This is a genomic window from Streptomyces sp. NPDC059875, from assembly GCF_042731085.1.
Taxonomy (GTDB): Bacteria; Actinomycetota; Actinomycetes; order Streptomycetales; family Streptomycetaceae; genus Streptomyces.
Genome location: NZ_JBHWJZ010000011.1, coordinates 135,002 through 160,762 on the forward strand (window position 1 = coordinate 135,002; position 25,761 = coordinate 160,762).

Sequence of the window (25,761 nt, forward strand, 5' to 3'; positions counted from 1 at the left end):
CGTCTGTCCTCAGGCGGGCTTCTCCCAGACCGAGACGTGTCGGCCGCTCTCGGCGGTGAACGGGGTCCGGTCCCAGTCCTCCCACCGGTCGCGCAGGCGCATCCCGGCGAGCCGTGCCATGAGGTCGAGCTCGGAGGGCCAGACGTAGCGGAAGGGGATGGACCGGACCTGGGCGGTGCCGTCGCCGGTCATCCGGACGTAGTTCGAACTCATGGCCTGGGTGGCGACGTCGAGGGTGTCGAACGCCCACAGGGTGGGGCCGATGTCGAACGGGACAGCGGTCTGCCCCGGCGGCAGGAGGCGCAGCACCGGCACCCCCACCTCGACGACGAAGGTGCCGCCGGGTGCGAGGTGGGCCGCGACGTTGAGGAAGCAGTCCACCTGGGCGTCCTGCGTGGTGAGGTTGTTGATGGTGTTGTAGACGAGGTACGCGGTGGTGAAGGTGCCCGCTCCCGTGACGCGGGTGGTCGCGAAGTCCCCGATCGTGACGCCGACGTCCTCGCCGCCCGGTTTGGCGCGCAGCCGGGCCACCATCGCGCGGGAGAGGTCGATGCCGTGCACCCGGACCCCGCGGCGGGCCAGGGGCAGCGCGATGCGGCCGGTGCCGATGCCGAGTTCGAGGGCGGGACCGTCACCGGCGAGCCCGGTCAGCAGGTCGACGGCGGGGTCCACCGCCTCCGGCCGGAACATGTCCGCGGACGTGGCGTCGTAGCGCGCAGCGACATCCGCTCCGAAGTGACCGTCGTCGTCTTCAGCCATGGCCCGGACCGTAGCGCCGGCGCTTCGCTCGGCGCACCCGATTTTCCGGAGGCCCCAGGCCTCCGGCCGCAGGCCACACGCCTCACGCCTCGTGCGAAGGCTCTCCGAAGAGCTCCACGGCCTGGCGGACCCCCGTCAGACCGTTCGAGAGGGCGCTGACGGAGCCGATCGAACCGGCGATCAGCAGCAGGGACCGGCGCAGCCGCCGTGCCTCCGGGACTCCGCTGACGGCCATCGCGTCCAGCGCGGCGAGTTCGTCCTCGGCGATACCCCGGTCGGTGAACTCGACCGGATGGCCCGCCAGTTCGCGACGGAGCCGGGAGACGGCGGCACGCAGCTCCGCCACCCTCGGGTCCTCGCCGCCGCCGGTTGTCACACGCCTCTGCCCAACGCTTCGCAACAAAGTTCTCCCCCTCGCACGACACTGTGCGCCGAACTCCGAACACCGACCCGACCCGTCGAACAGTGGTCAGGCGCCCGGAGTCGCGAGCCAGTTAACGCCATCGCGCGCCCGGCGCGCCACCGTACGGACACAATTCAGGCGTCCGTGTCATGCGGTATGCAGTCAGCATGACGCATGCACAGCACACCACCCCTCTGATCGCCGGTCTCCTGCTCGCCGCGGGCGGCGGCCGGCGCCTCGGTGGCCGCCCCAAGGCGCTCCTGACCCACCGCGGCCGGCCGCTGGTCGAGCACGCGGTGCGCGTGCTGCGGGAGGGCGGCTGCGAGGTGATCCACGTGGTGCTCGGCGCCTCGGCCGATCTCGTACGGGAGCGGGCCCAGCTGCCCGGCTGCGTGCTGGTCGACAACCCGGAGTGGGCCGAGGGCATGGGGTCCTCGCTGCGGGTCGGTCTGGCCTCGCTCGCCGCCGACGCCTTGCCGGTGGACGCGGCGCTGGTCTCCCTGGTCGACCAGCCGGGGATCGGCGCCGACGCGGTGGCACGGGTCCGGTCGGCGTACCGCTCGCGCAATTCCCTCGCGGCGGCTTCGTACGACGGGAAGCGCGGCCATCCGGTGCTGTTCGGCGCGGATCGCTGGGCGGAGATCGCGGCGGGGGCGGTCGGCGACCAGGGAGCACGTGACTATCTGAAGGTGCACCGGGATGCGATCACGCTCGTGGACTGCTCGGATGTGGCCGAGCCCTATGACATCGACACCGAGGCGGATCTGTCCCACCTGGAGTGAAACCGGGAGTGAAGAACGTGGCACTGAGCGCCACCTTCTGTCGATCCAGAGAATCTCGACATCAACAAACGATTGAACTTCCACCATGAGGAAACTAGTATCCACTGTTCAGAAGCGCCTGATCCCCTGACGGCGCTCGCGGCCGTATCTCGGCGCCTGCGGCACTCCGTGCCGATCCGCGACGCCCGGGCGGCCGCAAGGCACCGCCCGTGAAGCCCGCTGAAGGAAGTGACCGTTCATGTCCGCACCAGCGCCGTCCCCCCTGGCCGTCGTCGAAGCCGAGCCACTGCCGAGGCAGGAGGAGGTGCTGACCGACGCGGCCCTCGCCTTCGTGGCGGAGCTGCACCGGCGGTTCACGCCGCGCCGGGACGAGCTCCTCGCCCGCCGGGCGGAGCGCCGCGCCGAGATCGCCCGCACCTCGACCCTCGACTTCCTGCCGGAGACGGCCGCCGTCCGCGCGGACGACTCCTGGCGGGTCGCGCCGGCCCCGGCGGCCCTGAACGACCGCCGTGTCGAGATCACCGGCCCGACCGACCGCAAGATGACGATCAACGCCCTGAACTCGGGCGCGAAGGTCTGGCTCGCCGACTTCGAGGACGCCTCGGCCCCCACCTGGGAGAACGTGGTCCTCGGCCAGGTCAACCTGATCGACGCGTACGACCGGAACATCGACTTCACGGACCCGAAGTCGGGCAAGTCGTACGCCCTCAAGTCGGCCGAGGAGCTGGCCACGGTCGTCATGCGGCCGCGCGGCTGGCACCTGGAGGAGCGCCACCTGACCTTCGAGGGCCGCCCGGTCCCCGGCGCGCTGGTCGACTTCGGCCTGTACTTCTTCCACAACGCCAAGCGCCTCATCGAACTCGGCAAGGGCCCGTACTTCTACCTCCCGAAGACGGAGTCGCACCTGGAGGCCCGCCTCTGGAACGACATCTTCGTCTACGCCCAGGACTACGTCGGCATCCCGCAGGGCACCGTCCGCGCCACCGTGCTGATCGAGACGATCACGGCTGCGTACGAGATGGAGGAGATCCTCTACGAGCTCCGCGACCACGCGGCGGGCCTGAACGCGGGCCGCTGGGACTACCTCTTCTCCATCGTCAAGAACTTCCGTGACGGCGGCGCCAAGTTCGTCCTCCCGGACCGCAACGCGGTCACGATGGCGGCCCCGTTCATGCGCGCGTACACCGAACTCCTCGTCCGCACCTGCCACAAGCGCGGGGCGCACGCGATCGGCGGCATGGCGGCGTTCATCCCGTCCCGCAAGGACGCCGAGGTCAACAAGGTCGCCTTCGAGAAGGTCAAGGCGGACAAGGACCGCGAGGCGGGCGACGGCTTCGACGGCTCCTGGGTCGCCCACCCGGACCTGGTCCCGATCGCGATGGCCTCCTTCGACGCGGTGCTCGGCGACAAGCCGAACCAGAAGGACCGCCTGCGCGAGGACGTGTCGGTGGCGCCCGGCGACCTGATCGCGATCGACTCCCTCGACGCGAAGCCCACGTACGACGGCCTGCGCAACGCCGTCCAGGTCGGCACCCGCTACATCGAGGCCTGGCTCCGCGGCCTCGGCGCGGTCGCCATCTTCAACCTGATGGAGGACGCGGCCACGGCGGAGATCTCGCGCTCGCAGATCTGGCAGTGGATCAACGCGGGCGTCGTGTTCGAGAACGGCGAGACGGCCACCCCGGAGCTGGCCCGCAAGGTCGCGGCTGAGGAACTGGCCGCGATCCGCGAGGAGATCGGCGAGGAGGCCTTCGCGGCCGGCAAGTGGCAGCAGGCCCACGACCTCCTGCTCCACGTCTCCCTCGACGCCGACTACGCCGACTTCCTGACCCTCCCGGCGTACGACCAGCTGATCGGCTGACCCGCACAGCGGCCGATCGGCACGCGGTACCCGCGAGCTCGCGGTTACCCCGCGAAAACGGCTCCGCCCCTGGTGAACGCACAGCACCGGGGGCGGAGCCATTTTCGCTCCAGTGCGTTTCACAGGGCACGTGACGCAACCGAAACCTGACGCTACCTAGCGGTAACAAGCCACGGCATGCGAGATTCCGCCATGCCACCGGCCGGCGGCTGTCCCCACTCCTCTGCACCGACGCAGGAGAACACAGCCATGCCCAGAACCCCCCACCGCACGGTCCGAAGACTCGTCACCGTCGCCCTCGCCGTGGGCGGCCTGCTGGCCGCCGGGGCGGCCCCCACCGCCGCCGCCGACGGCTCCGGCCCCACCGCCGTCGTGTCGATGGGCGACAGCTACATCTCCGGCGAGGCCGGCCGCTGGCAGGGCAACAGCCTGACCACCAGTGGCAGCCGGAACGGCACCGACCGGGCGTGGACGGGGAGCACGTACGACCCCTCCCGGGTGTACGGCACGACGGCTGCGAACGGCTGCCACCGCTCCGACTCGGCCGAGGTGAAGAGCGCGGGCGCGATCGCCTCGACGCTGATCAACCTGGCCTGCTCGGGGGCGACGACCGAGAACGTCTTCCGCGCCTCGCAGGGCGGCGTGGCGTACAAGGGCGAGGCACCGCAGGCGGACCAGCTGGCGGCCGTCGCCGCCTCCCACGACGTCGGGACGATCGTGCTGTCGATCGGCGGCAACGACCTGGGCTTCGCCGACATCATCAGGAGCTGCGCGACCGACTACATCGTCTGGTACTCGTACTGCCACGACGACCAGCAGGAGGAGGTCGACTCCAAGATCGACACCGCGATGGCGAACGTCGGCAAGTCCGTCGACGAGATCCGGGCCGTGATGTCCGGCGCCGGGTACGCCGCCTCCTCGTACCGGATCGTGCTCCAGTCGTACCCCTCCCCCATCCCCAGGGCTGCCGACAACCGCTACGCGGAGAGTGGCTGGAGCCGCACGAACACGGGTGGCTGCCCGTTCTGGAACCTGGACTCCGACTGGGCGCGGGACTCGCTCGTCCCGCAGGTCTCCAACCGGCTCAAGGCGGTGGCGGCGAGCAAGGGCGTGCAGTTCATGGATCTGCGCGACATGCTCCAGGGCCGCGAGGTGTGCGCCAAGGCGAGCAAGCAGGTCAGCTCGACGGTGCCGGCCTCGGCCACGACCAGCGAGTGGGTGCGCTGGATCGACCAGAACCAGACCCAGGGGCCGATCCAGGAGAACGTGCACCCCAACCACTACGGCCAGTTGGCGCTCGGCCGCTGTCTCGCGCTGATCCACGCACAGCCGAGCGGGAACTTCTCCTGCCGCAACACGGCTGGCGCCGGAGCCTCCGGGATGTACCTGGCGGCCCTCTCCTGACGACCGTCACCCGAGAGCCCTGAGGGCCCTCTCCCGACGGCCCTCCTCCGACCCCCCACGGGGTTGCTCAGCGGGTGCGGCGCCTCCCCCGGCTCCTGCGCCGCGCCCGCGGCTTCCCCGTCCCCGGCTCGGGAACACTGATGCCCAGCCTCCCGAGCGTCCGTTCGGCCCGGTACGGGTCGGCCGCCGCCATCTCCTTGACCAGGGCGTCCACGCCGCCCGGCCAGCCCTCGGCGGCGGAGTCGAGGACCGCCCGCCCGGCCGTGCGGCGGGAGAGCCGGTCCAGGATCAACACGGCGCGGGCGGACAGCGGCACCCGGGTCTCGTCTGCCGGCTCGCCCCTGGCCCGCAGGACCCCGTACGCGTACGCACCCATCACCGGGTCGTCGAGGGCTCCCTGCAGGGCCTCGGCGGGAGCGGCCTCCGGGTCGAGGAAGCCGAAGACGGCGCGGGTGTCGGCGGCCTCGAACGTCCCGGCGTTGACGGTGCCGAGGGCGGCAAGCAGCTGGGACCAGGCGTCGACGGTGTCTCCGCGCGCGCGGAGCCAGTCGGCGAGGACGCGGGTGGCGGCGGAGGCGGACCAGCCCTCGGCGGCGGCGATCACGGTCGGGGCGTCCCAGGCCGCGGCCTCCGCGGCGTCGGGCGCCGCGACCCAGCGGACCCGCAGCAGGTAGTGCAGGACCTCGACGCCCCACGGGGTGAGGCCGAAGGCGTCGCCGGTACGGAAGACCATGCCGGTCCCTGCCAGCCGGTCGACCGTGTCGGCCATGGCCCGGGCGGCCGGTTCGAGGCGGGTCCGGTCCTCGTCCGTGACGGGCGACCCCACGAGCCGGGCCAGCTCGTCGGCGGGCGGGACCACATAGGCGTCGTGGGCCTTCGCCGGTACCAGTACGGGCGCGTCCTCCAGGCGGGGGTCGACCGGCCAGTCCTCGAACTCGGCGGCCCGGCGGGCGACGGATTCGGCGCTGGAGCCGCGCTGGAAGAGGGCGTACAGCAGATGCGCGGCCTCGCCGTCGTACAGGCCGCCCGACTCGCTCTTCATCTCCTCGACGGCCGCGGCGAGCAGGTCGGCGCCGGCCTCGACGGACCGCTGGGGATCGTGGGCCTCGACGGGCGGCGGCGGGAGCGGGACGGCGGAGTCCTCGTAGTAGTTCAGGTGCTCGTCGAGGAGGGTGTCGGCGAGGACGAGATGCGGGAAGGCGTCGGGGCCGGGCGCGAGATGGGCGTACGGCCCCGCGAGCGCCCCGGCGAGCCCCTCGGCGGTCCAGCGGTCGACCAGGCGGCCCGCGACCTGCGCCACCCCGTGCGAGACGTCCCCGTCGGACAGCAGCGGCCCGGCGGACGAGGGCGCTTCCGCCTCCCGTACGTACGCACCGGTGAGGGCCTCGGCGAGCACCATGTCGGCGAGCTCGCTGCGGTTCATCAGGTCGGCCCTGCGCAGCCCGTCCGGCGGGGTCACCCCGTCGTGGGCGGCGAGCCAGGCCCGGACGGCGGCGGGGTCGCCGGGGTCGGCGCCGTCGGCGCGCAGCAGCGAGGCGTACCAGCGCTGCCAGGTGAAGTTGGCGGGATCGTTCATCGCCCGCTCGAAGTCGGGCACGGTCTCCTCGATCGCGGCCACGATCCGCGCCTGCCGCTTCCCGTTGAGCCGCCCGGCCTCCCGGACGCGCTCGGTGAGCGCCACGAGCACGGCGGGATAGAACGGCAGCTCGTCGGGTGTCGCGTACACGAAGGCCGGCACGTCCTCGACCAGCAGGTGCCGCACGAGATCCACGGTCGGCTCGGGCAGCCCGGTCCGCCGATCGGCCCCGCGCAGCGACAGCAACCCGAGCACGGCGTCGGCGGCGCGGGCGGACGAAGGGTCGCGGAGCTCCGGGGTTCCGTCGAGGAACGCGTCGAGCCCGGTGTTGGTGAGCACGGTCCCTGCCACCTTTCCCAGGGTAGTTCCGGCACGCGCCGGACGACGACGCCCGTGGCGGCGCCGTCATGGGACGACAACGGTCCGCTGGGCGGAGAAGTCACCCCAGGTGCCGTCGGGGAGGCGGGCGCGGAGTTTGATGCTGTAGCGGGTGCCGGGGGTGGTGGGGACCGTGAAGGTGTAGGTGGCCTCGCCGGGTGGGGGGTCGGTGCCCCAGATGATGGTCGTGGCGAAGGCTTCGTTCAGGTAGAGCTGGTGTTCCTTGACCGGGGCTGCGGTGCGGGGTGGGGTCCAGGTGACGGTGATGTCGCCCTTCGCGGCCTTGGCCTTCAGGTTCGTGGGGGCCGTGTTGGGGGGTGCGCCGGGGGCCGGGGTGGTGGTGAGGTCGGCGGGGGTGCTGTCCGGGGAGGAGTTCTCGGCGGCGTCGCGGGCGCGGACGGTGAAGGAGTAGACGGTGCCGGGGCGCAGGCCGGTGATCCGGGTGGTGGTCGCCGTGCCGGGGACGGTGTGGATGCGGACGTCCGACTGGTAGACGTCGTACGCGGTGATCCTGGTGTCGTCGCGGGCCGGCGTCCAGGTCAGGGCGGCCGCGTGGCTCCCTTCGGGGGTGGCGCGCAGGGCTCGTGGGGGCGTCGGGGGTGTGCGGTCCCGGGTGGTCGCTGCGAGGGTGGTGGCGGGGACGGGGGCGCTGGGCGCGGAGAGGTTTCCGGCGGCGTCGCGGGCGCGGACGGTGAACGTGTACGGCGTGGCGGGCGCGAGGTTCACGATGTCGGTCATGAGCGTCGTGGCGGGGAGGTCCTTGACCTTGCGGCCCTGCTGGTGGACCTCGTAGCCGGTGACGGCGCGGTCGTCGGTGGCCGCGCTCCACATGACGTGGACGGTGCTCGCGCTGCCGGAGGCGGCGGTGACGCCCGTGGGGGTGGTGGGGCTCCGGGTGTCCTTGTCGGGGCCCGTGGAGCAGGCCGTGAGGGCGAGCGCGACGGCGGTCAACACGCTTGCGGCGAGCGGGCGTTGCACAGGAATGCCTCCGTCCGTCGACTTGGTCCAGACCTGTATGGCACGGGTGCGGCGACCCCGGCAAGGGGGCGGCTGTCGGCGCGACTGTCAGTGGCGTGCGCTTCACTGGATCCGTCACTCTCCGTGACCGATTTTGGGGGAAGCATGACGGACCGTATGACGTATGTGACGCTCGCCGGACTGCGAGCGCGCGGCTGGACCGACGCGATGGTGCGCGACCTGCTGGGTGCGCCCGACGTACAAGGGCGGGATCCCCGGCGGTGGTCGATCGCGCCGGTCCGGCTCTACCGCGTGGCGCGGGTGGAAGCGGTGGAGCGGACGCCGGAGTTCACGCGGTGCGCGGCCGACTCGGGCCGGCGCTCCTCGGCCGCGGAAGCGGGGGCCGAGGCCCGGCGACAGGCGGTACTCGCCGCGATCCGGGCGGAGCCGATCGAGGTGCCCCGCCTCCCCGCGGCCGAGTTGGAGCGCCGGGCGGTCCGCCACCGGCATCTGCTCGGGGCGCGCAGCCCCGGCGGGGTCGCGGCGGGGGCGCTGGTGCGGTGGCAGGTGAACTATCTGTGGCACGCGCTGTCGCGGTACGAGACGCTTCTCGACGGCCTGTACGGGGCGACGGGCCGGACCGAGGCCGAACGGCTGCTGCGCAGGCGGCTGTACGAGGCGATCGCCGCGGCCTACCCGCATCTGGCACAGGAGTGCCGGCGGCGCATGGGGGCCGATCGGTGACGGGTGAGACCTTGCATCAACTCCCTTGCGCGCCAGGGGTGTACGCCTGCCACTCCAGCTGATAGGAAAGCTTCCTAACAGATTGCCCCCTACTCCTGTCTGGAGGCCACGGTGCCCAACCCCCATAAGCGCACCGCGATCCGCGTCCTGCTCGGACTCGCTCTGCTCGCCGCTCCCACGACCGCCGTCGCTGCCACCGCCGACGGCGCCGCTCCCTCTCCCGCCCGGGCGAGTGCGGCCGCTCCCGCCGCCGTCGCGGCGGTCGGGCTCGACGACCCGGCGAAGAAGGAGATCGCCATGAAGCTGGTCTCCAGCGCGGAGAACTCCTCGCTGGACTGGAAGGCGCAGTACAAGTACATCGAGGACATCGGCGACGGGCGCGGCTACACGGCCGGCATCATCGGCTTCTGTTCCGGCACGGGCGACATGCTCGACCTCGTCGAGCTCTACACCGCACGCAAGCCCGGCAACGTCCTCGCCAAGTACCTGCCCGCCCTCCGCAAGGTCGACGGCACCGACTCGCACGAGGGCCTCGGCTCGGCCTTCGAGCGCGACTGGGCGAAGGCCGCTCAGGACGCCGCCTTCAAGAAGGCCCAGGACGATGAGCGCGACCGGGTGTACTTCAACCCGGCCGTGAAGCAGGCCAAGAGCGACGGGGTCGGCGTGCTCGGCCAGTTCATCTACTACGACGCCATCGTGATGCACGGCGACGGCACGGACTCGGCAAGCTTCCGCAACATCCGCAAGAAGGCCCTCGCGAAGGCGAAGCCGCCGGCCCAGGGCGGGGACGAGATCACGTACCTCAACGCCTTCCTCGACGCCCGCGTCTGGGCGATGAAGCAGGAGGAGGCGCACAGCGACACCAGCCGGGTCGACACGGCCCAGCGGGTGTTCGTGCGCAAGAAGAACCTGAACCTCGACCCGCCGCTCGACTGGAAGGTCTACGGCGACAGCTACCACATCGGCTGACCCTCACGCCCGGCACTCACGCCCGGCACTCACAGCCGGCCTCGCGGGCGGCCCGCACCGCCCGCACTCAGGGCCGACGCCATGACACCGCCGGATCGCGCCGCGCCAGTTCGCGTGCGATCCGGCGGCACGCGGCCGGGACCGGCGCGACGACCGGGATGTCGAAGCGCTCCCGCAGCGCGTCCGCAGCCTCGGCCAGCGGGCCGCCGCCGATCACGACCGCCCGCGCCCCGTCCCGTACGACACACGCGTGCACCGCCTCGGCCAGCTGCTCCCGCATCGACTCAGGTTCGAGGGCCAGGAGTCGGGGGTCGCCCCGCGTCAGACGGATCCCGGTGTACCGGTCCGCGAGCCCGAGCTCGCCGATCCGCCGGCCGATCGCGTCCGCCAGGTCCGGCGTCGTCGTCGCGACCCCGAACCGGACACCCCCGGCCGCCGCCTCCCTGCAGGCCGCCTCGGCAAGGCCCACGACCGGGACCCCCGCCAAGGCCCGCAGCTCCGCCACGCCCGGGTCTCCGAAGGCCCCCACCAGCAGCCCCGCACAGTCGCCTGCCCTCAGGGCCCGGCGCGCCGCGGCGACCACCTCGGGGACGGCCGCCCGCAGTGCCTCCTCGTCGAGCAGCATCGGCGGCCCCTGACGTACCGTCACGCCCCGTACGGAGTGGAGCGTCCGGGCCGCGATCGCCGTCATCATCGCCGTCGTACCGGCGGAGGTGTTCGGGTTGATCAGCACCACCGAAGGCACCACCGAAGGCGCCACCGAACACGCGCGGCCGGCCCCCGCGTCGTACGCGGGAGCCGGCTCGGCGGACGGAAGGGGCGCGTTCAGTGGACGTGCGCCGCCTTGGCCGTGCGGGCCTCGGAGATCTCCTCGCCCGGTTCCATGGGCGCGGTGACCGTGTCCTCGTCGCTGCCCTTGCCCAGGTGGTTGAAGACCAGGTTGAGCAGGACCGCCGCGACACAGCCGGTCGAGATGCCCGAGTCCAGGATGATCTTCGCCGTCTCCGGGAAGGCGTGGTAGAACTCCGGCGCCGTGATCGGGATGATGCCGACGGCCAGCGAGACCGCCACGATCAGCACGTTGTTGTCCTTCTCCAGACCGGCCTTGACGAGGGTCTGGATGCCGCTCGCGGCGACCGAGCCGAAGAGGACCACACCCGCGCCGCCGAGCACCGGCCGCGGCACGACCGAGATCAGCGAGGCGGCGACGGGCGACAGGCCCATCAGGACGAGGAAGCCGCCACCGCAGGCGACCACGAACCGGCTGCGGATCTTCGTCATGGCGACGAGCCCGATGTTCTGGGCGAAGGCGCTGCACATGAAGCCGTTGAAGAGCGGGCTGATCGCCGAGCCGAGCGTGTCGGCGCGCAGTCCGGCCGCGATGGTCTTCTCGTCGGCCGGCCGCTCGACGATCTCGCCGAGCGCCAGCATGTCGGCGGTCGACTCGGTCATCGAGACGAGCATGACCACGATCATGGAGACGATCGCGGCGAGCGCGAACTGCGGGGCGCCGAAGTGGAACGGCGTCGGGAAGCCGATCACGGACGCCTCGGCCACCGGGCTGAAGTCCGTGACGCCGAACGGGATCGCGATCAGGGTGCCGATGACGAGACCGACCAGGACGGCGATCTGCTTCAGGAAGCCCTTGGTGAAGCGCCGCAGGACGAGCACCACCACGAGGGTGATGGCCGCGAGGGTGAGGTAGGTCGTCGAACCGTAGTCCTTCGCCGTCGGATTGGGGCCTTGGGCCCAGCCGAAGGCGACCGGAAGGAGCGAGACACCGATGAGGGTGATCACGGTGCCGGTGACGACCGGCGGGAAGAAGCGGACGAGTTTGGAGAAGTACGGGGCGGCTATGAAGCCCAGTACGCCCGCGACGATGATCGCGCCGAAGATGATCGGCAGCGCGTCGGCCTTGTCGTCGGTGGTGTCGACGATCGCGAGCATGGGCGCGACGCCGGCGAAGGTGACGCCGTTGACGAACGGCAGCCGGGCGCCGATCTTCCAGATGCCGAGCGTCTGGAGGAAGGTGGCGAGTCCGGCGGTGAAGAGGCTGGCTCCGGTGAGGAAGGTCAGTTCGGTGCCGGAGAGTCCGACAGCCGCGCCGACGATCAGGGGCGGGGCCACAACCCCCGCGTACATGGCGGCCACATGCTGGAGACCGCTGGTGAACATCTTCAGGGGCGGCAGAGTCTCGTCGACCGGATGCTTCTGGTCTTCGGTGTCGGCGCCTGCGTCTTGCGCATCATTGCGAAACCTGGGCTTGGTGGCCACGGCGGTTCCTCCGGTCGGGTAACACGTCGGCGGAGACGTGGGTGTCATGGAGGTGGTGCAAAGCGGTGCAGGTCGTGCGCCTCACGGGTGCGGCTCATGAGGAAAAGCGGTAACTACAGGGGGGACATGCGGTCGCGCGGGCGTGGGGGTACCGCGCTCGGAGTGCCGAGGGAGGCCGGTCACATGTCGACCGTCCGGGGGGTGCCGCACCTCTTTTCGTACGGGCACCCCCCGTCCGGCCGGCCACGGGCCCCGCTCGGGTCCGTGGCTTCCGACCGAGGGCCGTCCCCCTCGGTCGGACTCTTGGGGGAGGTCAGGCCTGGGCCGTGATCCGGGCCAGGCGCTGAGCCTCCGCGCGCGCGTCGCGGGCGATCGCCTCTTCGTCCGCGAACAGCAGGCGGTTGTTCTCGACGATCTGCTTGCCGTTGACGAACGAGGCCGTCACCGGGGCAGCGGCGCCGAACACGATCGCGGTGACCGGGTCGGCGATCGAGGAGTGGCCGATGCCGTCGATCTTCCAGAGCACGAAGTCGGCGAGCTTGCCGGCCTCCAGGGAACCGATGTTGTCGGCGCGGCCGAGGACCTGCGCGCCACCGTACGTACCGAGGCGCAGGGCCTGGCGGGCGTTGAGCGCAGCCTCGCGGTGGACGCCGAGGCGGTTGATGAGGAGCGCGTTGCGCAGCTCGGTGTGGAGCTCGCCCGACTCGTTGGAGGCGGTGCCGTCGACACCGAGGCCGACCGGGACGCCGGCGCGCAGCATGTCCGGGACGCGGGCGATGCCGGCGGCCAGCCGCGCGTTGGAGGACGGGCAGTGGGCGACACCGGTCTTCGTACGGGCGAAGGCCTCGATGTCGGAGTCGTTCATGTGGACGCAGTGCGCCATCCACACGTCCTCGCCGAGGAAGCCGGTGGACTCGAAGTAGTCCGTCGGGCCCATGCCGAAGAGCTCGTGGCAGAACTTCTCCTCCTCCACGGTCTCCGAGCCGTGGGTGTGCATGCGCACGCCGAGACGGCGGCCGAGCGCGGCGCCCTCCCGCAGCAGCTCGGTGGAGATGGAGAAGGGGGAGCAGGGGGCGACGGCGACCTGGGTCATCGCGTCGAAGGAGGCGTCGTGGTGCTTCTTGACGGTCTCCTCGGTGGCGATGAGCGCACCCTCGGTCGTCTCGACGGCGAAGTCCGGCGGCAGGCCGCCGTCCTTCTCGCTGCGGTCCATGGAACCGCGGGCGAGGGTGAAGCGGACACCCATGTCCTTGGCGGCGCCGATGATGGCGCCGGACAGGTCGCCGGAGCCCTGCGGGTAGACGTAGTGGTGGTCCATCGCGGTGGTGACACCACCGCGGGCCATCATCGCGAGCGAGCCCTGCGCGGCGACGCGGGCCATCGACTCGTCGATGCGCGACCAGGTCGGGTAGAGCGCGACCAGCCAGTTGAAGAGGTTGTGGTCGGTGGCCAGACCCCGGGTGATCCACTGGTAGAAGTGGTGGTGGGTGTTGACCAGGCCGGGCGTCACCAGATGACCGGTGGCGTCGATCCGGCGGACCACGTTCTCCAGGCCCTCGGGGGCCTTGCCGGCGCCGATGGACTCGATCTTGTTGCCGGCGACGACGAGGTACCCGGAGGCGTACTCGGTGTCGTTGGCGTCTACGGTCGCGATCGCACAGTTCTCGATGACGATGCGCTCGACAGTCGAAGGTGCTGCCATGGCGGTGCTTCCTTCATTCCTCGGGGGTTGTGTGGGCACGGCAGGACCCTAGGAGGATTTGAGTGCCGGAGCCGCGTGACGGCTCCGGGTGCCGAGATGGTGGAAGAACAGGTGGAGCGTGACCGCGACGAGCGCTCCGGCGCTGATGCCGGAGCCGAGCACGGTCTGTGCCCAGGCCGGGAAGTCGGCGTAGAAGGTGGGCGCGGCGAGCGGGATGATGCCCGCTCCGAGCGCGACGGCCACCGGGATGATGTGGGAGCTGTCGTCGAGTCCGGCTTCCGAAAGGGTACGGATTCCGGAGACGACGATCGAGCCGAGGAGGACGACACCGGCACCCCCGAGGACCGGCATCGGGACCATCGGCACGACCGCTCCGAGGACCGGGAACGCGCCGAGGACGAGCAGGGCGCCACCAGCGACGGCGGGCTTTCTGCGGGTGCCGGCCCCAGTGCGGGCTGTGCCATTGGTAGGTCCCTCCGGTGGTGACTGCCCCCGCCCGACTGCGGGCGGGCGGGGGCGGCCACGAGGTGCGCTTAGAGGTTGGTCATGTCGACCGGGATCTGCGCCGTGGCTCCGTCGCGCAGCACCGTGGCCTCGATGAGGCCGTACGGGCGGTCGGCGGCGTAGTAGACCTCGTTGTCGTTCTTGAGCCCGAAGGGCTCCAGGTCCACGAGGAAGTGGTGCTTGTTCGGGAGCGAGAAGCGGACCTCGTCGATCTCCGAACGGTGGCTGATGATCCGGGTGGCCATCTGGTACAGCGTCTGCTGCAGCGAGTACGAGTACGTCTCGGCGAAGGCCTGGAGCATGTGCTTGCGCGTCTGCTCGTAGGACTTCTCCCAGTTGGGCATCCGCTGCTCGTCGTCGGTCCAGTTGAACCGCCAGCGACCGGAGACCTGCGTGGCCAGGATGCGGTCGTACGCCTCCTGGAGCGTCGTGTACTTGTCCTTGATGTAGCCCCAGAACTCCGAGTTGGTGGAGTTCATGACGATGAGGTCCTTGAGGCCGGAGATGACCTCCCACTTCTCACCGTCGTAGGTGATCTGGGTGACGCGGGTCTCCTGGCCCTTGCGGGCGAAGGAGTGGTTGACCTCTTCGGCGCCGATGAACTTGGAGTTGGCGTCCGAGGTCGCGATGCGCTCCCAGGAGTACTCCTCGATCCGGATCCGGGCCCGGTGGATCGGCTCCTGACTGGTCACGAAGTGACGCGCCAGGTGGATGCCGAACTGCTCCGCCGACTCGATCCCGTACTCCTTGGCGAAGGCGTACACGGTGTTCTTGGTCGTGTCGGTGGGCAGGCAGTGGGCGTTGGAGCCGGTGAGGTGGACGTCGTCGAGGTCGCCGGAGAGGGCGACGGAGACGTTCAGGTCCTTGATGTGGTGGGTGTCGCCGTCCCGCGTGATCTTGACGACGCGGTTCTCTGCTTTGCCGTACTGGTTCTGGCCGAGAATCGTGGGCATGTCTGCTAGCTCCCTCGGTAAACGGAGTAGCCGAACGGGTTGAGCAGCAGCGGTACGTGGTAGTGCTCGCCCGGAGTCACCGCGAAGGTGATGGTCACTTCCGGGAAGAACGCGCCGCTGTCCCTTACGCGGGGGGCGTCCTGCTGCGCCTCGGCTTGCTTCTTGAAACTGTGCTTATTGGAGAAATACGCCTCGGTCTCGAAGTCGAGACGTACGTGGGTGGTGCCCTCCGGCAGCGCCGGCAGGTCCTTGCAGCGCCCGTCCGCGTCGGTGGCGGAGCCACCGAGCGTGACCCACTGCGCGTCGAAGCCGCTGCGGGCCGCGAGCGTGATGGCCACGCCCTCGGCGGGGCGGCCGATGCTGGTGTCCAGGATGTGGGTGGACACCGAAGCGGTGGTGTCGGTGCTCATGCGCTCTCTTCCTCGACGGTCTCTACGAGACGGGTCAGCCGGATGCGGTTGATCTTGCCCAGTTCGGCGCGGACGATCTCCCGCTCCTGCTCGGGCGTGTGCTCGATCCGCTCGCGGACCGCGTCGCGCATCTGCTCGCCGGTCTTGCCGGTGGCGCAGATCAGGAAGACATGACCGAACTTGTCCTGGTAGGCCAGGTTGAGCTCGAGCATCTCGGCCTTGAGCTCCTCGGAGGCGCCGGCCATCCCGCTCTGCTCGCGGGACGAGGTCGGGTCCCCTGCCTTCGGACGACCGATCGGCGGGTGGCCCGCCATCGCCTCGGCCAGATCCTCGGCGGTCAGTTCGGCCATGGCGGCGTCGCTGGCGAGGAAGAGGGCTTCGGCGGTGGCGTACGGGCGCTGGGCGAGAATCCTGCTCCCCCACGCCGAGCTGGAACACACCTCATGGAGTGCGGCGACAGCGTCGCTGTCCGCCGAGGTGTTGAACCGGGCGAGGCCCGGAGTCGTACCTGAAGTCACGGGAAGCCTCCGTGGCTGTTTTTCGCTGTGCATCGGACGGGCTGCGGATAGCTAACGCCCTCCGCAACACCACGTCAACACTTTGTTGAAAAGTCGGCCACACAAAAGCCGTCGTCCCGACATCCGGACGACGGCTTGTGGCCACACATGATCAACTAGCCGTTCTTGGCGGCATTTTCCCTGTTCAAGTAGTTGTACACGGTGAAGCGGCTGACGCCCAGCGCCCCCGCCACCGTCTCCACTCCATGGCGTACGGAGAAGGCACCGCGTGCCTCGAGCATCCGGACGGCCTCCTGCTTCGCCTTGCGGTCCAGCTCGGCCAGCGGCATCCCGTGCCGGCGCTCCATGGCGGCCAGAATGTGATCCAGCGAGTCCGAGAGCTGCGGCAGCCGTACGGCGAGGACGTCCTCTCCCTCCCAGGCGAGCACCACGTCATCGGGCTGCGCCTGCTCGGGGACGAGCATCTCCGCGCCCATCGCGTCGACCAGCGGCTTCACGGCCGCGACCAGGGGGTGCTCGGTCACGACTCCTCCCCGATCACATTGACCTGCAGGGAGACGCGCGTCGCGCCCGCCGCCAGGGACTTGCGCAGGAGCGCGTCCACGGCCGTCAGCACGGCGTCGGCGCCCCCCTCAGCCGTGTTTCCGAACGGACCGACATCCACCGCGTCCAGCTCGGCCGCCTGGATGACCTCACGAGCCACGACCGCATGCGCCGGCGCCTCGTCCAGGTCGAACGGCTCGGTCGTGAACTCCACTTTCAAACGCACCATGCCCCCACGCTACTGGCCGGGAGTCGGCCGACGGCAGCCCTGAGCTGCCGGACCCTCTTGACAAGGCAGCCGCTCCCCTTGCAACATTCCGTCAGACAGAAAGTTACTTCCGCAATACGGAAGGAGCGCCGCCCCTCATGGGATACACGGACCAGCGCTTCGATGTGAACCTGTCGATCCTCTTCACGGAACTCCCGCTTCTGGAGCGCCCCGCGGCTGCCGCCGCGGCGGGCTTCACCGCGGTCGAGCTGTGGTGGCCCTGGATCGACACCGCCACCCCCGACCAGAGCGAGCTCGACGCGCTCAAGAAGGCTCTGGACGACGCCGGCACCCAGCTGGTGGGCCTGAACTTCTACGCCGGTCAGCTGCCCGGCCCCGACCGCGGCGCCCTCTCCGTGCCCGGTGAGGAGTCGGACCGCTTCCGCGCCAACATCGACGTGGCGGCGGACTTCGCCGCCTCGGTCGGCTGCAAGGCGCTCAACGCGCTCTACGGCAACCGCGTGGAGGGCGTCGACCCGCAGATCCAGGACGCCCTCGCCCTGGAGAACCTGGTCCTGGCGGCCCGCGCGGCCGACCGGATCGGCGCGATCCTGCTGATCGAGACCCTGAACAAGCCGGAGTCGCCGCTCTACCCGCTGGTGAGCGCCCCCTCCGCGATCGAGGTCGTCGACAAGGTCAACGCGGCCACCGGGCTCGGCAACGCCAAGTTCCTCCTCGACATCTACCACCTGTCGATGAACGGCGAGGACGTCAGCCAGGTCATCGCGCAGTACGCCGACAAGACCGGTCACGTCCAGATCGCCGACAACCCGGGCCGTGGCGCGCCGGGCACCGGCGAGCTCCCGCTGGAGCAGCTCCTGGACGAGCTCAAGAAGGCCGGTTACGACGGCTGGGTCGGCCTGGAGTACAAGGCCGCCGACGCCGCCGCGTCCTTCGAGTGGCTCCCGGCCGAGGCCCGCGCGGCCCGCTGACTTCCTCCCCGTACCACCTGTTTTCGAGAGGCACCCTCACCATGAGCGCACTTCCCAAGATCGCATGGATCGGCCTCGGCATCATGGGCTCCCCCATGTCCGAGAACCTGATCAAGGCGGGCTACTCCGTCACCGGCTTCACCCTGGAGCAGGACAAGCTGGACCGCCTGGCCGCCGCCGGTGGCACCGTCGCCGGCTCGATCGCCGAGGCCGTCAAGGACGCCGACGTGGTCATCACGATGGTGCCCGCGTCCCCGCAGGTCGAGGCCATCTCCTACGGCCCCGAGGGCATCCTGGAGAACGCGAAGCAGGGCGCGCTGATCGTCGACATGTCGTCGATCACCCCGCAGACCTCGGTCGACCTCGCCAAGAACGCCGCCGAGAAGGGCATCCGCGTCCTGGACGCCCCGGTGTCCGGCGGCGAGGCCGGCGCCATCGAGGCCGTCCTGTCGATCATGGTGGGTGGCGAGCAGGCCGACTTCGACGAGGCCCTGCCGATCCTCGAGGCCCTCGGCAAGACCATCGTCCTGTGCGGTCCGCACGGCTCCGGCCAGACGGTGAAGGCCGCCAACCAGCTCATCGTCGCCGTCAACATCCAGGCGTGCGCCGAGGCCGTGGTCTTCCTCGAGAAGTCCGGCGTGAACCTCCAGGCCGCCCTGGACGTCCTCAACGGCGGTCTGGCCGGCTCCACGGTCCTGACCCGCAAGAAGGACAACTTCCTGAACCGGGACTTCAAGCCCGGCTTCCGGATCGACCTGCACCACAAGGACATGGGCATCGTCACCGACGCCGCCCGCAACGTCGGCGCGGCCCTCCCGGTCGGTGCCGTCGTCGCCCAGCTCGTCGCCTCCCTGCGTGCGCAGGGCGACGGCGGCCTGGACCACTCGGCCCTGCTGCGCGCCGTCGAGCGCCTCTCCGGCCAGCAGGTCTGATCCACCGCCCGCATCGCGCGGGCCCCAGATTTCCGGATGGCGGCGGCGCTGACAACTGTCCTGTCGCGCCCAGGCGTCGCCGCCGTCCGGAACACCACACTTCATTTTCAACAAACTGTTGACGTCGCATTCGGAGCGAATTTACGCTCCAGAGCACCCCAGCAGTGCAGCTCCCGTACGGAAGGTCACGATGTCGAAGCGCGTGCTTACGACCGAGTCCGGCGCCCCCGTCGCCGACAACCAGAACTCCGCCACCGCCGGCGTCGGTGGCCCCATCCTCCTGCAGGACCAGCACCTGCTCGAGAAGCTGGCGCGCTTCAACCGTGAGCGGATCCCGGAGCGTGTGGTGCACGCCCGCGGCTCCGGCGCGTACGGCTACTTCGAGGTGACCGACGACGTCACCGGCTTCACCAAGGCTTCCTTCCTCTCCGAGGTCGGCAAGCGGACCGAGACGTTCATCCGCTTCTCCACCGTGGCCGACTCGCTCGGTGGCGCGGACGCCGTCCGTGACCCGCGCGGCTTCGCGCTGAAGTTCTACACCGAAGAGGGCAACTACGACCTCGTCGGCAACAACACCCCGGTGTTCTTCATCAAGGACCCGATCAAGTTCCCCGACTTCATCCACTCCCAGAAGCGCGACCCCTTCACGGGCAAGCAGGAGCCGGACAACGTCTGGGACTTCTGGGCGCACGCCCCCGAGGCGACGCACCAGATCACCTGGCTCATGGGCGATCGCGGCATCCCGGCCTCGTACCGTCACATGAACGGCTACGGCTCGCACACCTACCAGTGGACCAACGAGGCGGGCGAGGCCTTCTTCGTCAAGTACCACTTCAAGACGAACCAGGGCATCCGCTCCCTCTCCGCCGAGCAGGCCGCCGAGCTCGTCGGCCAGGACGCGAACTCGCACCAGACCGACCTGCTGCAGGCCATCGAGCGCGGTGTTAACCCCTCGTGGACCCTGTACGTCCAGGTCATGCCGGCCGCCGAGGCCGCGGACTACCGCTTCAACCCGTTCGACCTCACCAAGGTGTGGCCGCACAGCGACTACCCGCTGCAGCGCGTGGGCCGTCTGGTCCTCGACCGCAACCCGGACAACGTCTTCGCCGAGGTCGAGCAGGCCGCGTTCTCCCCGAACAACTTCGTCCCGGGCATCGGCCCGTCGCCGGACAAGATGCTCCAGGGCCGCCTCTTCGCCTACGCGGACGCCCACCGCTACCGCCTCGGTGTCAACCACACCCAGCTGCCGGTGAACGCCCCGAAGGCGACCGTGGCCGAGAACTACGGCCGCGACGGCTTCATGGCCACCCGCCAGGGCTCGCGCCACGACAAGAACTACGAGCCCAACTCGTACTCCGGTCCCTCGCAGACCGACGAGGCGCTCTCCGCCCCGCTGGCGATCCACGGCTGGACCGGCACCCACGCGGCCCCCGAGCACGCCAAGGACGACCACTTCTTCCAGGCCGGTGAGCTCTACCGCCTGATGTCCGAGGACGAGAAGAAGCGTCTGATCGCCAACATCGCCGGTGGCCTCTCCCAGGTCTCCCGCGAGGACGTGATCGAGAAGAACATCGCGCACTTCGCCGCCGCCGACGCGGACTACGGCAAGCGCGTGGAGGAGGCGGTCCGCGCGCTGCGCGAGGACTGATCTCGTCAGTTTCCAGACCGCGTACGGCAGGTGACGGGAGGTCAGCTGTCGTACGCCGTCCGGACCGACGGCCCGGATGAGGGGTGGCCGGCGGAACGGACAGCGTGAGGACCGCGGCGGCGCACGAGCCAGTGCGGTGGTAAGGGCGAACCGGGCCCCTTCTTGACCTGAAGGAAGGGATCCCCGGGCAGCCCGTCGTCGCCGCCGCGGTCCCAACGCCCCACACCTCCCCCAAGACTCCGCCCGGCGGCGCGAACGTCCTGTCGCGCCAGCCTCGCACCGTCGGGCGGGCACAACGAGAGCGCGGAACCAGGTTTACGGTCCTTGGTTCCGCGCTCTTGCGCGTTCCCTCTGTACGAGGACGCACGGCCCCCGTGCGGGGTCGTACGGGCCCCAGCGCATCGTTTCTGCGGTGAAGATCCACACCCGCACGGGCGAGCGCACCGCGGTTCTCCCCCTCTGCGCCCCTCCCCCGCCGCTATCCACTCGTACATGATCAAGAACCTGGTGCGGGGCCTGACCCCGCTCGCGCTGATCCTGTCCCCGCTCGCCGTGCCCTCCCCGGCCCTGTCGGCAGGCGTCGTCCTCTTCCCCGACGCCCTCGCCGACCTCACCGAGGCTTCCGAGGACCCCGACGGCTACAAGGTCTCCGCCTTCCGCCACTGGAACGCCGGGCTCGACCCCGCGGACGGCTGCGACACCCGCGCCGAGGTCCTCCTGGAGGAGGCCGTCGACGCCCCGAGGACCGGCAAGGGGTGCGTGCTCACGGGCGGGAAGTGGACCTCGTACTACGACGGCCAGACCGTCACCGACCCCGCCGCCCTCCGCGTCGACCACGTCGTCTCCCTCAACGAGGCCTGGGAGTCGGGCGCCTCCGGCTGGACGGCGGCCCGGCGCGAGAAGTACGCCAACGACCAGGGATCGCCCGGCACGCTCGTCGCCGTCACGGCCCGCAGCCGGAAGGACAAGGCCGGCCGCGACCCCGCCGACTGGGTGCCGTCCGCCTCCACCCAGTACTGCCGCTACGTCGCCGAGTGGGTGGGCACCAAGCTGCGCTGGGGCCTGAGCGCCGACAAGGACGAGGTGGAGGCGCTCAAGCTGTTCGCTGACGGGCCTTGCGAGGAGACGGTCGTGGTCCGCTCGAAGGCCCCTGAGTAAGGGCGAGTGTCACCGTCACGGCGAGTGAGGCGAGGGCGAGCACGACGATCGCCGTACGCGGCGAGGTGTACTGGGCGACGGCGCCGGCCAGCGCCGCGCTCAGTCCCTGGAGGGCGAGCATGCCCGAGGTGTGCAGCCCGAGGGCGTGACCGCTCAGCTCGTTCGGTACGAGGGCCATGAGCCGCTCCTGGTACAGCAGGCTCGCGCCGTAGCCGACGGCGGAGACGGTCACGGCCGCGAGCGCCCAGGGCAGCCCCGGATCCAGCGCGAACAGCAGGAACGGGGCTGCGAGCAGGGCCTGCAGCGGGGCGGCGAGGCGGCGGCGGAGCCCGCTCGGCACGAACCGGCCCACGAGCGTGTCCCCCGCCAGCATCCCGAGCGCGCCGCAGGCGAAGAGCAGCCCGGCGCGCTCGGGGTCGTACGGCACAAACAGCGACTCGCAGCCCACGATCAGCCCGTTGGGCACCCACAGCGCGACGTACACCCGGCGGCGGGCCCGGGAGGACCACAGCCGTCCGTTCGTCCGCCAGGTCTCGGCGGCCGAGGCCCGGCCGGTGGCGCGCGGGGCGCGTCGGGAGAGGCCGGAGCGGGCCAGGAGGGCCGCGGCGAGGTAGAGGGCGGCGCCGGTCAGGACGGTGCCGCGCGGGGAGAGCAGGGCGACCAGCAGGCCGCCGGCCGCGAACCCGGCGATCTGGCAGGCGCCGACCGCCATGTTCATCACCGAGCGGCCCAGCAGATAGCCGTCGCGGGGCAGGATCTCCCCGAGGAGTCCGTAGCGCACCCCGCCGCCCACGGATCCGACGAGCCCGTGCGCGAGCAGGATCGCGAAGACCACCCCGATCGGCAGGCCCGGGACGGCCGTCGTGGCGGTGCCCACGGCGAAGAACAGGGCCATGCCGGCAAGCGCGGCGCGCGGAGGGAGCCGGTCGGCGGCCGAGAGGAGCGTGGCGGCGCCGAGCAGCTGGGCGAGCGAGGGGCCGAAGAGAGCGAGGGAGGAGAGGAGGGGGGATCCGGTCTGCCGGAAGACGAGCGTGGCGAGGCCGAGGCCGGCCACCGTCTGGGCGGCGACCTGGACGGAGCAGGTGAGGAAGAGTGGGGTGAACTCGGGCGTACGGAAGAGCTCGCGGTAGCTGCGCATGCGGCGGAGTCTCCGGCCGCCGGTGGGACGGGCGTTATTGTTTCGCGGGGTGGCGAAACAAGGGGAGTTGGCGCGCATGGGCTGGTGGCAGATCGACGCGGACGCGCTCGCGGGCAGCCGGTTTCTGCTCTCCCCGCTGGCCGAGGCGGCGGCCGCGCTGCAGACCCTGGACCTGAGGAAGACCGCTCACCCGGGAGAGCGGAAGTGGCTGGAGACCCATCTGCCCGCCTACCGGGCCCGACTTGCGGGCGAACCGATCGACGCGCTGCTGGTGCCGGCCGCGCTCGGGACCTCGTGGAACGCCGACTTCGTGACGCCGACCCCGGTGGGCGACGGTGAGCGGAGCTTCGAAGAGGAGTTGACGCGGATCCGCGAGACCCCACCCGCGGCGGCGGTGGCGGATCTGGCGGTGTCGCTGGGCGGGCCGGTCCCCGAGCCGCTGGCGTCGGCGACCGATCTGCCGTACCGGATGGCCGAGTTGCTCACCTGGGTGTGGCGGGAGACGGTCCTGCCGACCTGGCCTCGGCGCCGGCGGATCCTGGAGGCCGATGTGCTGGCGCGCACGGCACGGCTGACCCAGGGAGGGTGGGCGGCGGCCCTGGACGAGCTGTGCCCGGGGAAGATGCGCTGGCTGGGCGAGGGCCGCCTCCAGATCAACACCCGGGACCATCCGCCGCGTTCGGTCGCCGGAGCGCGGCTGCTCTTCGTGCCGGTGACGCCGAGCAGGGGTTGGGTGTCCTGGGAGGGGACGGAGCGGTACGCGATCGTCTACCCGTGTGCGGGAGCCCTGGCCGACACGGAGGGCCCGGCCGTCCCTTCGGCCCTTGCCGCGCTGCTCGGGAGTGCGCGGGCCAATGTGCTCGTACGGCTGGAATCCCCCACGTCCACCAGCCAGTTGGTGGCGCTGACGGGGCAGGGGCTCGGCTCGGTGGGGCGGCATCTGAAGGTGCTGCTCGACGCCCGGCTCGTACGGCGGAGAAGGGCGGGGCGGTCCGTCCTCTACGACTGGACGGAGGCCGGGGCGGCGCTGGTACGGGCGCAGAGGGGGCGGGCGTAGAGCGCACGGGCTCGGAGCGACCGGGCACGGATCGGCCCCCGCTCCGGTGCTCTCGGAGCGGGGGCCGATCGGTGATCCGCGAGATCAGACCTTCAGGGCCTTGATCGCGGTCGGCGCGTGGCCGGGCTCGGTGGCGATCTCCTCGAACTCGGTGACGTCGCTCATGTCGACCGTCTTGCTCATCGCGATGTTGGTGATGCGCTCCAGGATCGCCTCGACGACGACCGGGACCTGGTGCTCGACGGCCAGCTTCTTGGCCTCCTCGAAGGCCTCGCCCAGCTTGTCCGGGTCGGTGACGCGGATGGCCTTGACGCCCAGACCCTCGGCGACCTTGACGTGGTCGACGCCGTAGACGCCGATCTCCGGAGTGTTGATGTTCTCGAACTCGAGGTTGACCTCGAAGTTGATGCCCAGGTTGCCCTGCGCCTGACGGATCAGGCCCAGGTAGGCGTTGTTCACGAGAACGTGGACGTAGGGGACCTTGTGCTGGGCGGCGACCGCCAGCTCCTCGATCATGAACTGGAAGTCGTAGTCGCCGGAGAGGGCGACGATCGGGGTCTCCCGGTCCGCGGTGGCGGCACCGATGGCGGCCGGGATCGTCCAGCCGAGCGGGCCCGCCTGGCCGCAGTTGATCCAGTGGCGCGGCTTGTAGACGTGCAGGAACTGCGCGGCGGCGATCTGCGAGAGGCCGATGGTGGTGACGTAGCGCGTCTCCGGGCCGAAGGCCTTGTTCATCTCCTCGTACACGCGCTGCGGCTTGATCGGGATGTTGTCGAAGTTGGTACGGCGCAACAGGGTGGCCTTGCGCTCCTGCGCGGACTCGGCCCAGGCGGTGAAGTCCGGGAGCTTGCCCGCGGCCTTGAGCTCCTTGGCGATCTCGATGAAGAGCTCGAGGGCGACCTTGGCGTCGGAGGCGATGCCGTAGTCCGGGGCGAAGATCTTGCCGATCTGGGTCGGCTCGATGTCGACGTGGACGAACTTCCGGCCCTTGGTGTAGGCGTCCATGTTGTAACCGGTGTGGCGGTTGGCCCAGCGGTTGCCGATGCCGAGGACGAAGTCCGACTCCAGGAAGGTCGCGTTGCCGTAGCGGTGCGCGGTCTGGACACCGACCATGCCGGCGGCCAGCTCGTGGTCGTCCGGGATGGTGCCCCAGCCCATGAGGGTGGAGATGACCGGGATGTTGGTGAGCTCGGCGAACTCGACCAGCAGGTCGGAGGCGTCGGCGTTGATGATGCCGCCACCGGCGACGATCAGCGGGCGCTCGGACTCCAGGAGGAAGTTCAGCGCCTTCTCGGCCTGCGCGCGGGTGGCGGACGGCTTGTAGACCGGCAGCGGCTCGTAGGTCTCCGGGTCGAACTCGATCTCGGTCAGCTGGACGTCGATCGGCAGGTCGATGAGGACCGGGCCGGGACGGCCGGAGCGCATCAGGTGGAAGGCCTGCTGGAAGACGCCCGGGACCTGCGCGGCCTCGAGGACGGTCGTCGCGGCCTTGGTGACCGGCTTGGCGATCGAGGCGATGTCGACGGCCTGGAAGTCCTCCTTGTGGAGCTTCGAGACCGGGGCCTGGCCGGTGATGCACAGGATCGGGATCGAGTCCGCGATGGCCGAGTACAGGCCAGTGATCATGTCGGTTCCGGCGGGGCCGGAGGTACCGATGCAGACACCGATGTTGCCGGCCTTGGCACGGGTGTAGCCCTCGGCCATGTGGGACGCGCCCTCGACGTGGCGGGCGAGGGTGTGGGCGATGCCGCCCACGTTCTTGAGCTCGCGGTAGAAGGGGTTGATCGCCGCGCCGGGCACGCCGAACGCGTTGGTGACGCCTTCGCGCTTGAGGATCTCAACGGCCGCTGCGGCGGCGGTCATACGAGGCATGGAGGGCTCCTGCTTCGGC

Annotated in this window: 24 protein-coding genes and 1 pseudogene; 10 read left to right on the forward strand and 15 right to left on the reverse strand. The window is 70.6% G+C overall.

Annotation, left to right across the window (positions count from 1 at the left end; translation table 11 throughout):
* Positions 1-9: 9 nt before the first annotated feature.
* Positions 10-759, reverse strand: coding sequence for a class I SAM-dependent DNA methyltransferase (locus ACFV9D_RS16285; protein WP_385145910.1), 750 nt, complete (start codon positions 757-759; stop codon positions 10-12).
* Positions 760-841: 82 nt separating this feature from the next.
* On the reverse strand, positions 842-1,162 hold the full coding sequence (locus ACFV9D_RS16290) for a DUF5955 family protein (protein ID WP_385145912.1): 321 nt from the start codon (positions 1,160-1,162) through the stop codon (positions 842-844).
* A 167-nt stretch (positions 1,163-1,329) separates the two neighbouring features.
* Between ACFV9D_RS16290 and ACFV9D_RS16295 the strand changes: the two genes are divergently transcribed.
* The 3 genes from ACFV9D_RS16295 (at position 1,330) to ACFV9D_RS16305 (ending at position 5,209) form a co-directional block, all read left to right on the forward strand.
* A complete protein-coding gene (locus ACFV9D_RS16295; RefSeq protein WP_385145914.1) occupies positions 1,330-1,944 on the forward strand; it encodes an NTP transferase domain-containing protein in 615 nt (204 codons plus the stop codon).
* A 238-nt stretch (positions 1,945-2,182) separates the two neighbouring features.
* Complete coding sequence (aceB, locus tag ACFV9D_RS16300) at positions 2,183-3,805, forward strand: malate synthase A (RefSeq protein ID WP_385145916.1); 1,623 nt, start codon at positions 2,183-2,185, stop codon at positions 3,803-3,805.
* A 249-nt stretch (positions 3,806-4,054) separates the two neighbouring features.
* On the forward strand, positions 4,055-5,209 hold the full coding sequence (locus tag ACFV9D_RS16305; RefSeq protein ID WP_385145918.1) for a GDSL-type esterase/lipase family protein: 1,155 nt from the start codon (positions 4,055-4,057) through the stop codon (positions 5,207-5,209).
* A gap of 67 nt (positions 5,210-5,276) precedes the next feature.
* Here ACFV9D_RS16305 and ACFV9D_RS16310 read toward each other — a convergent pair whose 3' ends face one another.
* Together ACFV9D_RS16310 and ACFV9D_RS16315 are read right to left on the reverse strand one after the other, a co-directional pair.
* A complete protein-coding gene (locus ACFV9D_RS16310) occupies positions 5,277-7,136 on the reverse strand; it encodes a hypothetical protein (protein ID WP_385145920.1) in 1,860 nt (619 codons plus the stop codon).
* A gap of 54 nt (positions 7,137-7,190) precedes the next feature.
* Positions 7,191-8,141 (reverse strand): fibronectin type III domain-containing protein, encoded by a 951-nt coding sequence (locus ACFV9D_RS16315; protein ID WP_385145922.1) that lies wholly within the window; start codon positions 8,139-8,141, stop codon positions 7,191-7,193.
* Between the two features lie 144 nt (positions 8,142-8,285).
* Here ACFV9D_RS16315 and ACFV9D_RS16320 point away from each other — a divergent pair, with 144 nt between their 5' ends.
* Positions 8,286-8,864 carry a hypothetical protein gene (locus ACFV9D_RS16320; protein ID WP_385145924.1) on the forward strand — a complete coding sequence of 193 codons (579 nt, stop codon included), beginning with the start codon at positions 8,286-8,288 and terminating at the stop codon, positions 8,862-8,864.
* A 111-nt stretch (positions 8,865-8,975) separates the two neighbouring features.
* Positions 8,976-9,833, forward strand: coding sequence for a chitosanase (locus tag ACFV9D_RS16325; protein WP_385145926.1), 858 nt, complete (start codon positions 8,976-8,978; stop codon positions 9,831-9,833).
* A gap of 67 nt (positions 9,834-9,900) precedes the next feature.
* On the opposite strand, the gene ACFV9D_RS16330 is transcribed toward ACFV9D_RS16325, so the two are convergent.
* The 9 genes and pseudogenes from ACFV9D_RS16330 to ACFV9D_RS16370 form a co-directional block, all read right to left on the reverse strand.
* A complete protein-coding gene (locus ACFV9D_RS16330; protein WP_385145928.1) occupies positions 9,901-10,569 on the reverse strand; it encodes an aspartate/glutamate racemase family protein in 669 nt (222 codons plus the stop codon).
* An 89-nt stretch (positions 10,570-10,658) separates the two neighbouring features.
* On the reverse strand, positions 10,659-12,107 hold the full coding sequence (locus tag ACFV9D_RS16335; RefSeq protein ID WP_385145930.1) for a nucleobase:cation symporter-2 family protein: 1,449 nt from the start codon (positions 12,105-12,107) through the stop codon (positions 10,659-10,661).
* 313 nt (positions 12,108-12,420) lie between these two features.
* Complete coding sequence (locus tag ACFV9D_RS16340; protein ID WP_385145932.1) at positions 12,421-13,809, reverse strand: 8-oxoguanine deaminase; 1,389 nt, start codon at positions 13,807-13,809, stop codon at positions 12,421-12,423.
* A gap of 48 nt (positions 13,810-13,857) precedes the next feature.
* A pseudogene (locus ACFV9D_RS16345) lies at positions 13,858-14,253 on the reverse strand (solute carrier family 23 protein); the annotation flags it as partial.
* Between the two features lie 89 nt (positions 14,254-14,342).
* On the reverse strand, positions 14,343-15,266 hold the full coding sequence (pucL, locus tag ACFV9D_RS16350) for a factor-independent urate hydroxylase (RefSeq protein ID WP_385145934.1): 924 nt from the start codon (positions 15,264-15,266) through the stop codon (positions 14,343-14,345).
* Positions 15,267-15,271: 5 nt separating this feature from the next.
* Positions 15,272-15,676, reverse strand: coding sequence for a hydroxyisourate hydrolase (gene uraH, locus ACFV9D_RS16355; protein WP_385145936.1), 405 nt, complete (start codon positions 15,674-15,676; stop codon positions 15,272-15,274).
* The gene (gene uraD, locus ACFV9D_RS16360) at positions 15,673-16,194 is read right to left on the reverse strand and encodes a 2-oxo-4-hydroxy-4-carboxy-5-ureidoimidazoline decarboxylase (protein ID WP_385145938.1); all 522 of its coding nucleotides are present in this window, start codon (positions 16,192-16,194) and stop codon (positions 15,673-15,675) included. The genes uraH and uraD overlap by 4 nt, the downstream gene beginning before the upstream one ends.
* Positions 16,195-16,349: 155 nt before the next feature.
* Positions 16,350-16,670 carry a helix-turn-helix domain-containing protein gene (locus ACFV9D_RS16365; protein ID WP_385146041.1) on the reverse strand — a complete coding sequence of 107 codons (321 nt, stop codon included), beginning with the start codon at positions 16,668-16,670 and terminating at the stop codon, positions 16,350-16,352.
* A 44-nt stretch (positions 16,671-16,714) separates the two neighbouring features.
* A complete protein-coding gene (locus ACFV9D_RS16370) occupies positions 16,715-16,963 on the reverse strand; it encodes a hypothetical protein (RefSeq protein WP_385146043.1) in 249 nt (82 codons plus the stop codon).
* Between the two features lie 140 nt (positions 16,964-17,103).
* Between ACFV9D_RS16370 and ACFV9D_RS16375 the strand changes: the two genes are divergently transcribed.
* The 4 genes from ACFV9D_RS16375 (at position 17,104) to ACFV9D_RS16390 (ending at position 21,675) form a co-directional block, all read left to right on the forward strand.
* A complete protein-coding gene (locus ACFV9D_RS16375) occupies positions 17,104-17,937 on the forward strand; it encodes a TIM barrel protein (RefSeq protein ID WP_385145940.1) in 834 nt (277 codons plus the stop codon).
* Positions 17,938-17,978: 41 nt separating this feature from the next.
* A complete protein-coding gene (locus ACFV9D_RS16380; protein WP_385145942.1) occupies positions 17,979-18,869 on the forward strand; it encodes a 2-hydroxy-3-oxopropionate reductase in 891 nt (296 codons plus the stop codon).
* A 190-nt stretch (positions 18,870-19,059) separates the two neighbouring features.
* The gene (locus ACFV9D_RS16385) at positions 19,060-20,517 is read left to right on the forward strand and encodes a catalase (protein WP_385145944.1); all 1,458 of its coding nucleotides are present in this window, start codon (positions 19,060-19,062) and stop codon (positions 20,515-20,517) included.
* 492 nt (positions 20,518-21,009) lie between these two features.
* Complete coding sequence (locus ACFV9D_RS16390) at positions 21,010-21,675, forward strand: DUF1524 domain-containing protein (protein ID WP_385145946.1); 666 nt, start codon at positions 21,010-21,012, stop codon at positions 21,673-21,675.
* Here ACFV9D_RS16390 and ACFV9D_RS16395 read toward each other — a convergent pair.
* Positions 21,611-22,813 carry an MFS transporter gene (locus ACFV9D_RS16395; RefSeq protein WP_385145948.1) on the reverse strand — a complete coding sequence of 401 codons (1,203 nt, stop codon included), beginning with the start codon at positions 22,811-22,813 and terminating at the stop codon, positions 21,611-21,613. The two genes, ACFV9D_RS16390 and ACFV9D_RS16395, sit on opposite strands and share 65 nt — an antisense overlap.
* A 76-nt stretch (positions 22,814-22,889) precedes the next feature.
* Here ACFV9D_RS16395 and ACFV9D_RS16400 point away from each other — a divergent pair, with 76 nt between their 5' ends.
* Positions 22,890-23,870 carry a transcriptional regulator gene (locus tag ACFV9D_RS16400; protein ID WP_385145950.1) on the forward strand — a complete coding sequence of 327 codons (981 nt, stop codon included), beginning with the start codon at positions 22,890-22,892 and terminating at the stop codon, positions 23,868-23,870.
* An 84-nt stretch (positions 23,871-23,954) separates the two neighbouring features.
* Here the strand turns inward: ACFV9D_RS16400 and gcl are convergent, their stop codons facing one another.
* Positions 23,955-25,742 carry a glyoxylate carboligase gene (gene gcl, locus ACFV9D_RS16405; protein ID WP_385145952.1) on the reverse strand — a complete coding sequence of 596 codons (1,788 nt, stop codon included), beginning with the start codon at positions 25,740-25,742 and terminating at the stop codon, positions 23,955-23,957.
* Positions 25,743-25,761: the final 19 nt, after the last annotated feature.

What these genes read in the sequence shown, in the direction of transcription:
- ACFV9D_RS16285 (WP_385145910.1), bottom strand. Translation starts at nt 759, where the DNA reads ATGGCTGAAGACGACGACGGTCACTTCGGAGCGGATGTCGCTGCGCGC.
- ACFV9D_RS16295 (WP_385145914.1), top strand. Translation starts at nt 1,330, where the DNA reads ATGACGCATGCACAGCACACCACCCCTCTGATCGCCGGTCTCCTGCTC.
- aceB (WP_385145916.1), top strand. Translation starts at nt 2,183, where the DNA reads ATGTCCGCACCAGCGCCGTCCCCCCTGGCCGTCGTCGAAGCCGAGCCA.
- ACFV9D_RS16305 (WP_385145918.1), top strand. Translation starts at nt 4,055, where the DNA reads ATGCCCAGAACCCCCCACCGCACGGTCCGAAGACTCGTCACCGTCGCC.
- ACFV9D_RS16320 (WP_385145924.1), top strand. Translation starts at nt 8,286, where the DNA reads ATGACGGACCGTATGACGTATGTGACGCTCGCCGGACTGCGAGCGCGC.
- ACFV9D_RS16340 (WP_385145932.1), bottom strand. Translation starts at nt 13,809, where the DNA reads ATGGCAGCACCTTCGACTGTCGAGCGCATCGTCATCGAGAACTGTGCG.
- pucL (WP_385145934.1), bottom strand. Translation starts at nt 15,266, where the DNA reads ATGCCCACGATTCTCGGCCAGAACCAGTACGGCAAAGCAGAGAACCGC.
- uraH (WP_385145936.1), bottom strand. Translation starts at nt 15,676, where the DNA reads ATGAGCACCGACACCACCGCTTCGGTGTCCACCCACATCCTGGACACC.
- ACFV9D_RS16365 (WP_385146041.1), bottom strand. Translation starts at nt 16,670, where the DNA reads ATGGGCGCGGAGATGCTCGTCCCCGAGCAGGCGCAGCCCGATGACGTG.
- ACFV9D_RS16375 (WP_385145940.1), top strand. Translation starts at nt 17,104, where the DNA reads ATGGGATACACGGACCAGCGCTTCGATGTGAACCTGTCGATCCTCTTC.
- ACFV9D_RS16380 (WP_385145942.1), top strand. Translation starts at nt 17,979, where the DNA reads ATGAGCGCACTTCCCAAGATCGCATGGATCGGCCTCGGCATCATGGGC.
- ACFV9D_RS16385 (WP_385145944.1), top strand. Translation starts at nt 19,060, where the DNA reads ATGTCGAAGCGCGTGCTTACGACCGAGTCCGGCGCCCCCGTCGCCGAC.
- ACFV9D_RS16390 (WP_385145946.1), top strand. Translation starts at nt 21,010, where the DNA reads ATGATCAAGAACCTGGTGCGGGGCCTGACCCCGCTCGCGCTGATCCTG.
- ACFV9D_RS16395 (WP_385145948.1), bottom strand. Translation starts at nt 22,813, where the DNA reads ATGCGCAGCTACCGCGAGCTCTTCCGTACGCCCGAGTTCACCCCACTC.
- ACFV9D_RS16400 (WP_385145950.1), top strand. Translation starts at nt 22,890, where the DNA reads ATGGGCTGGTGGCAGATCGACGCGGACGCGCTCGCGGGCAGCCGGTTT.
- gcl (WP_385145952.1), bottom strand. Translation starts at nt 25,742, where the DNA reads ATGCCTCGTATGACCGCCGCCGCAGCGGCCGTTGAGATCCTCAAGCGC.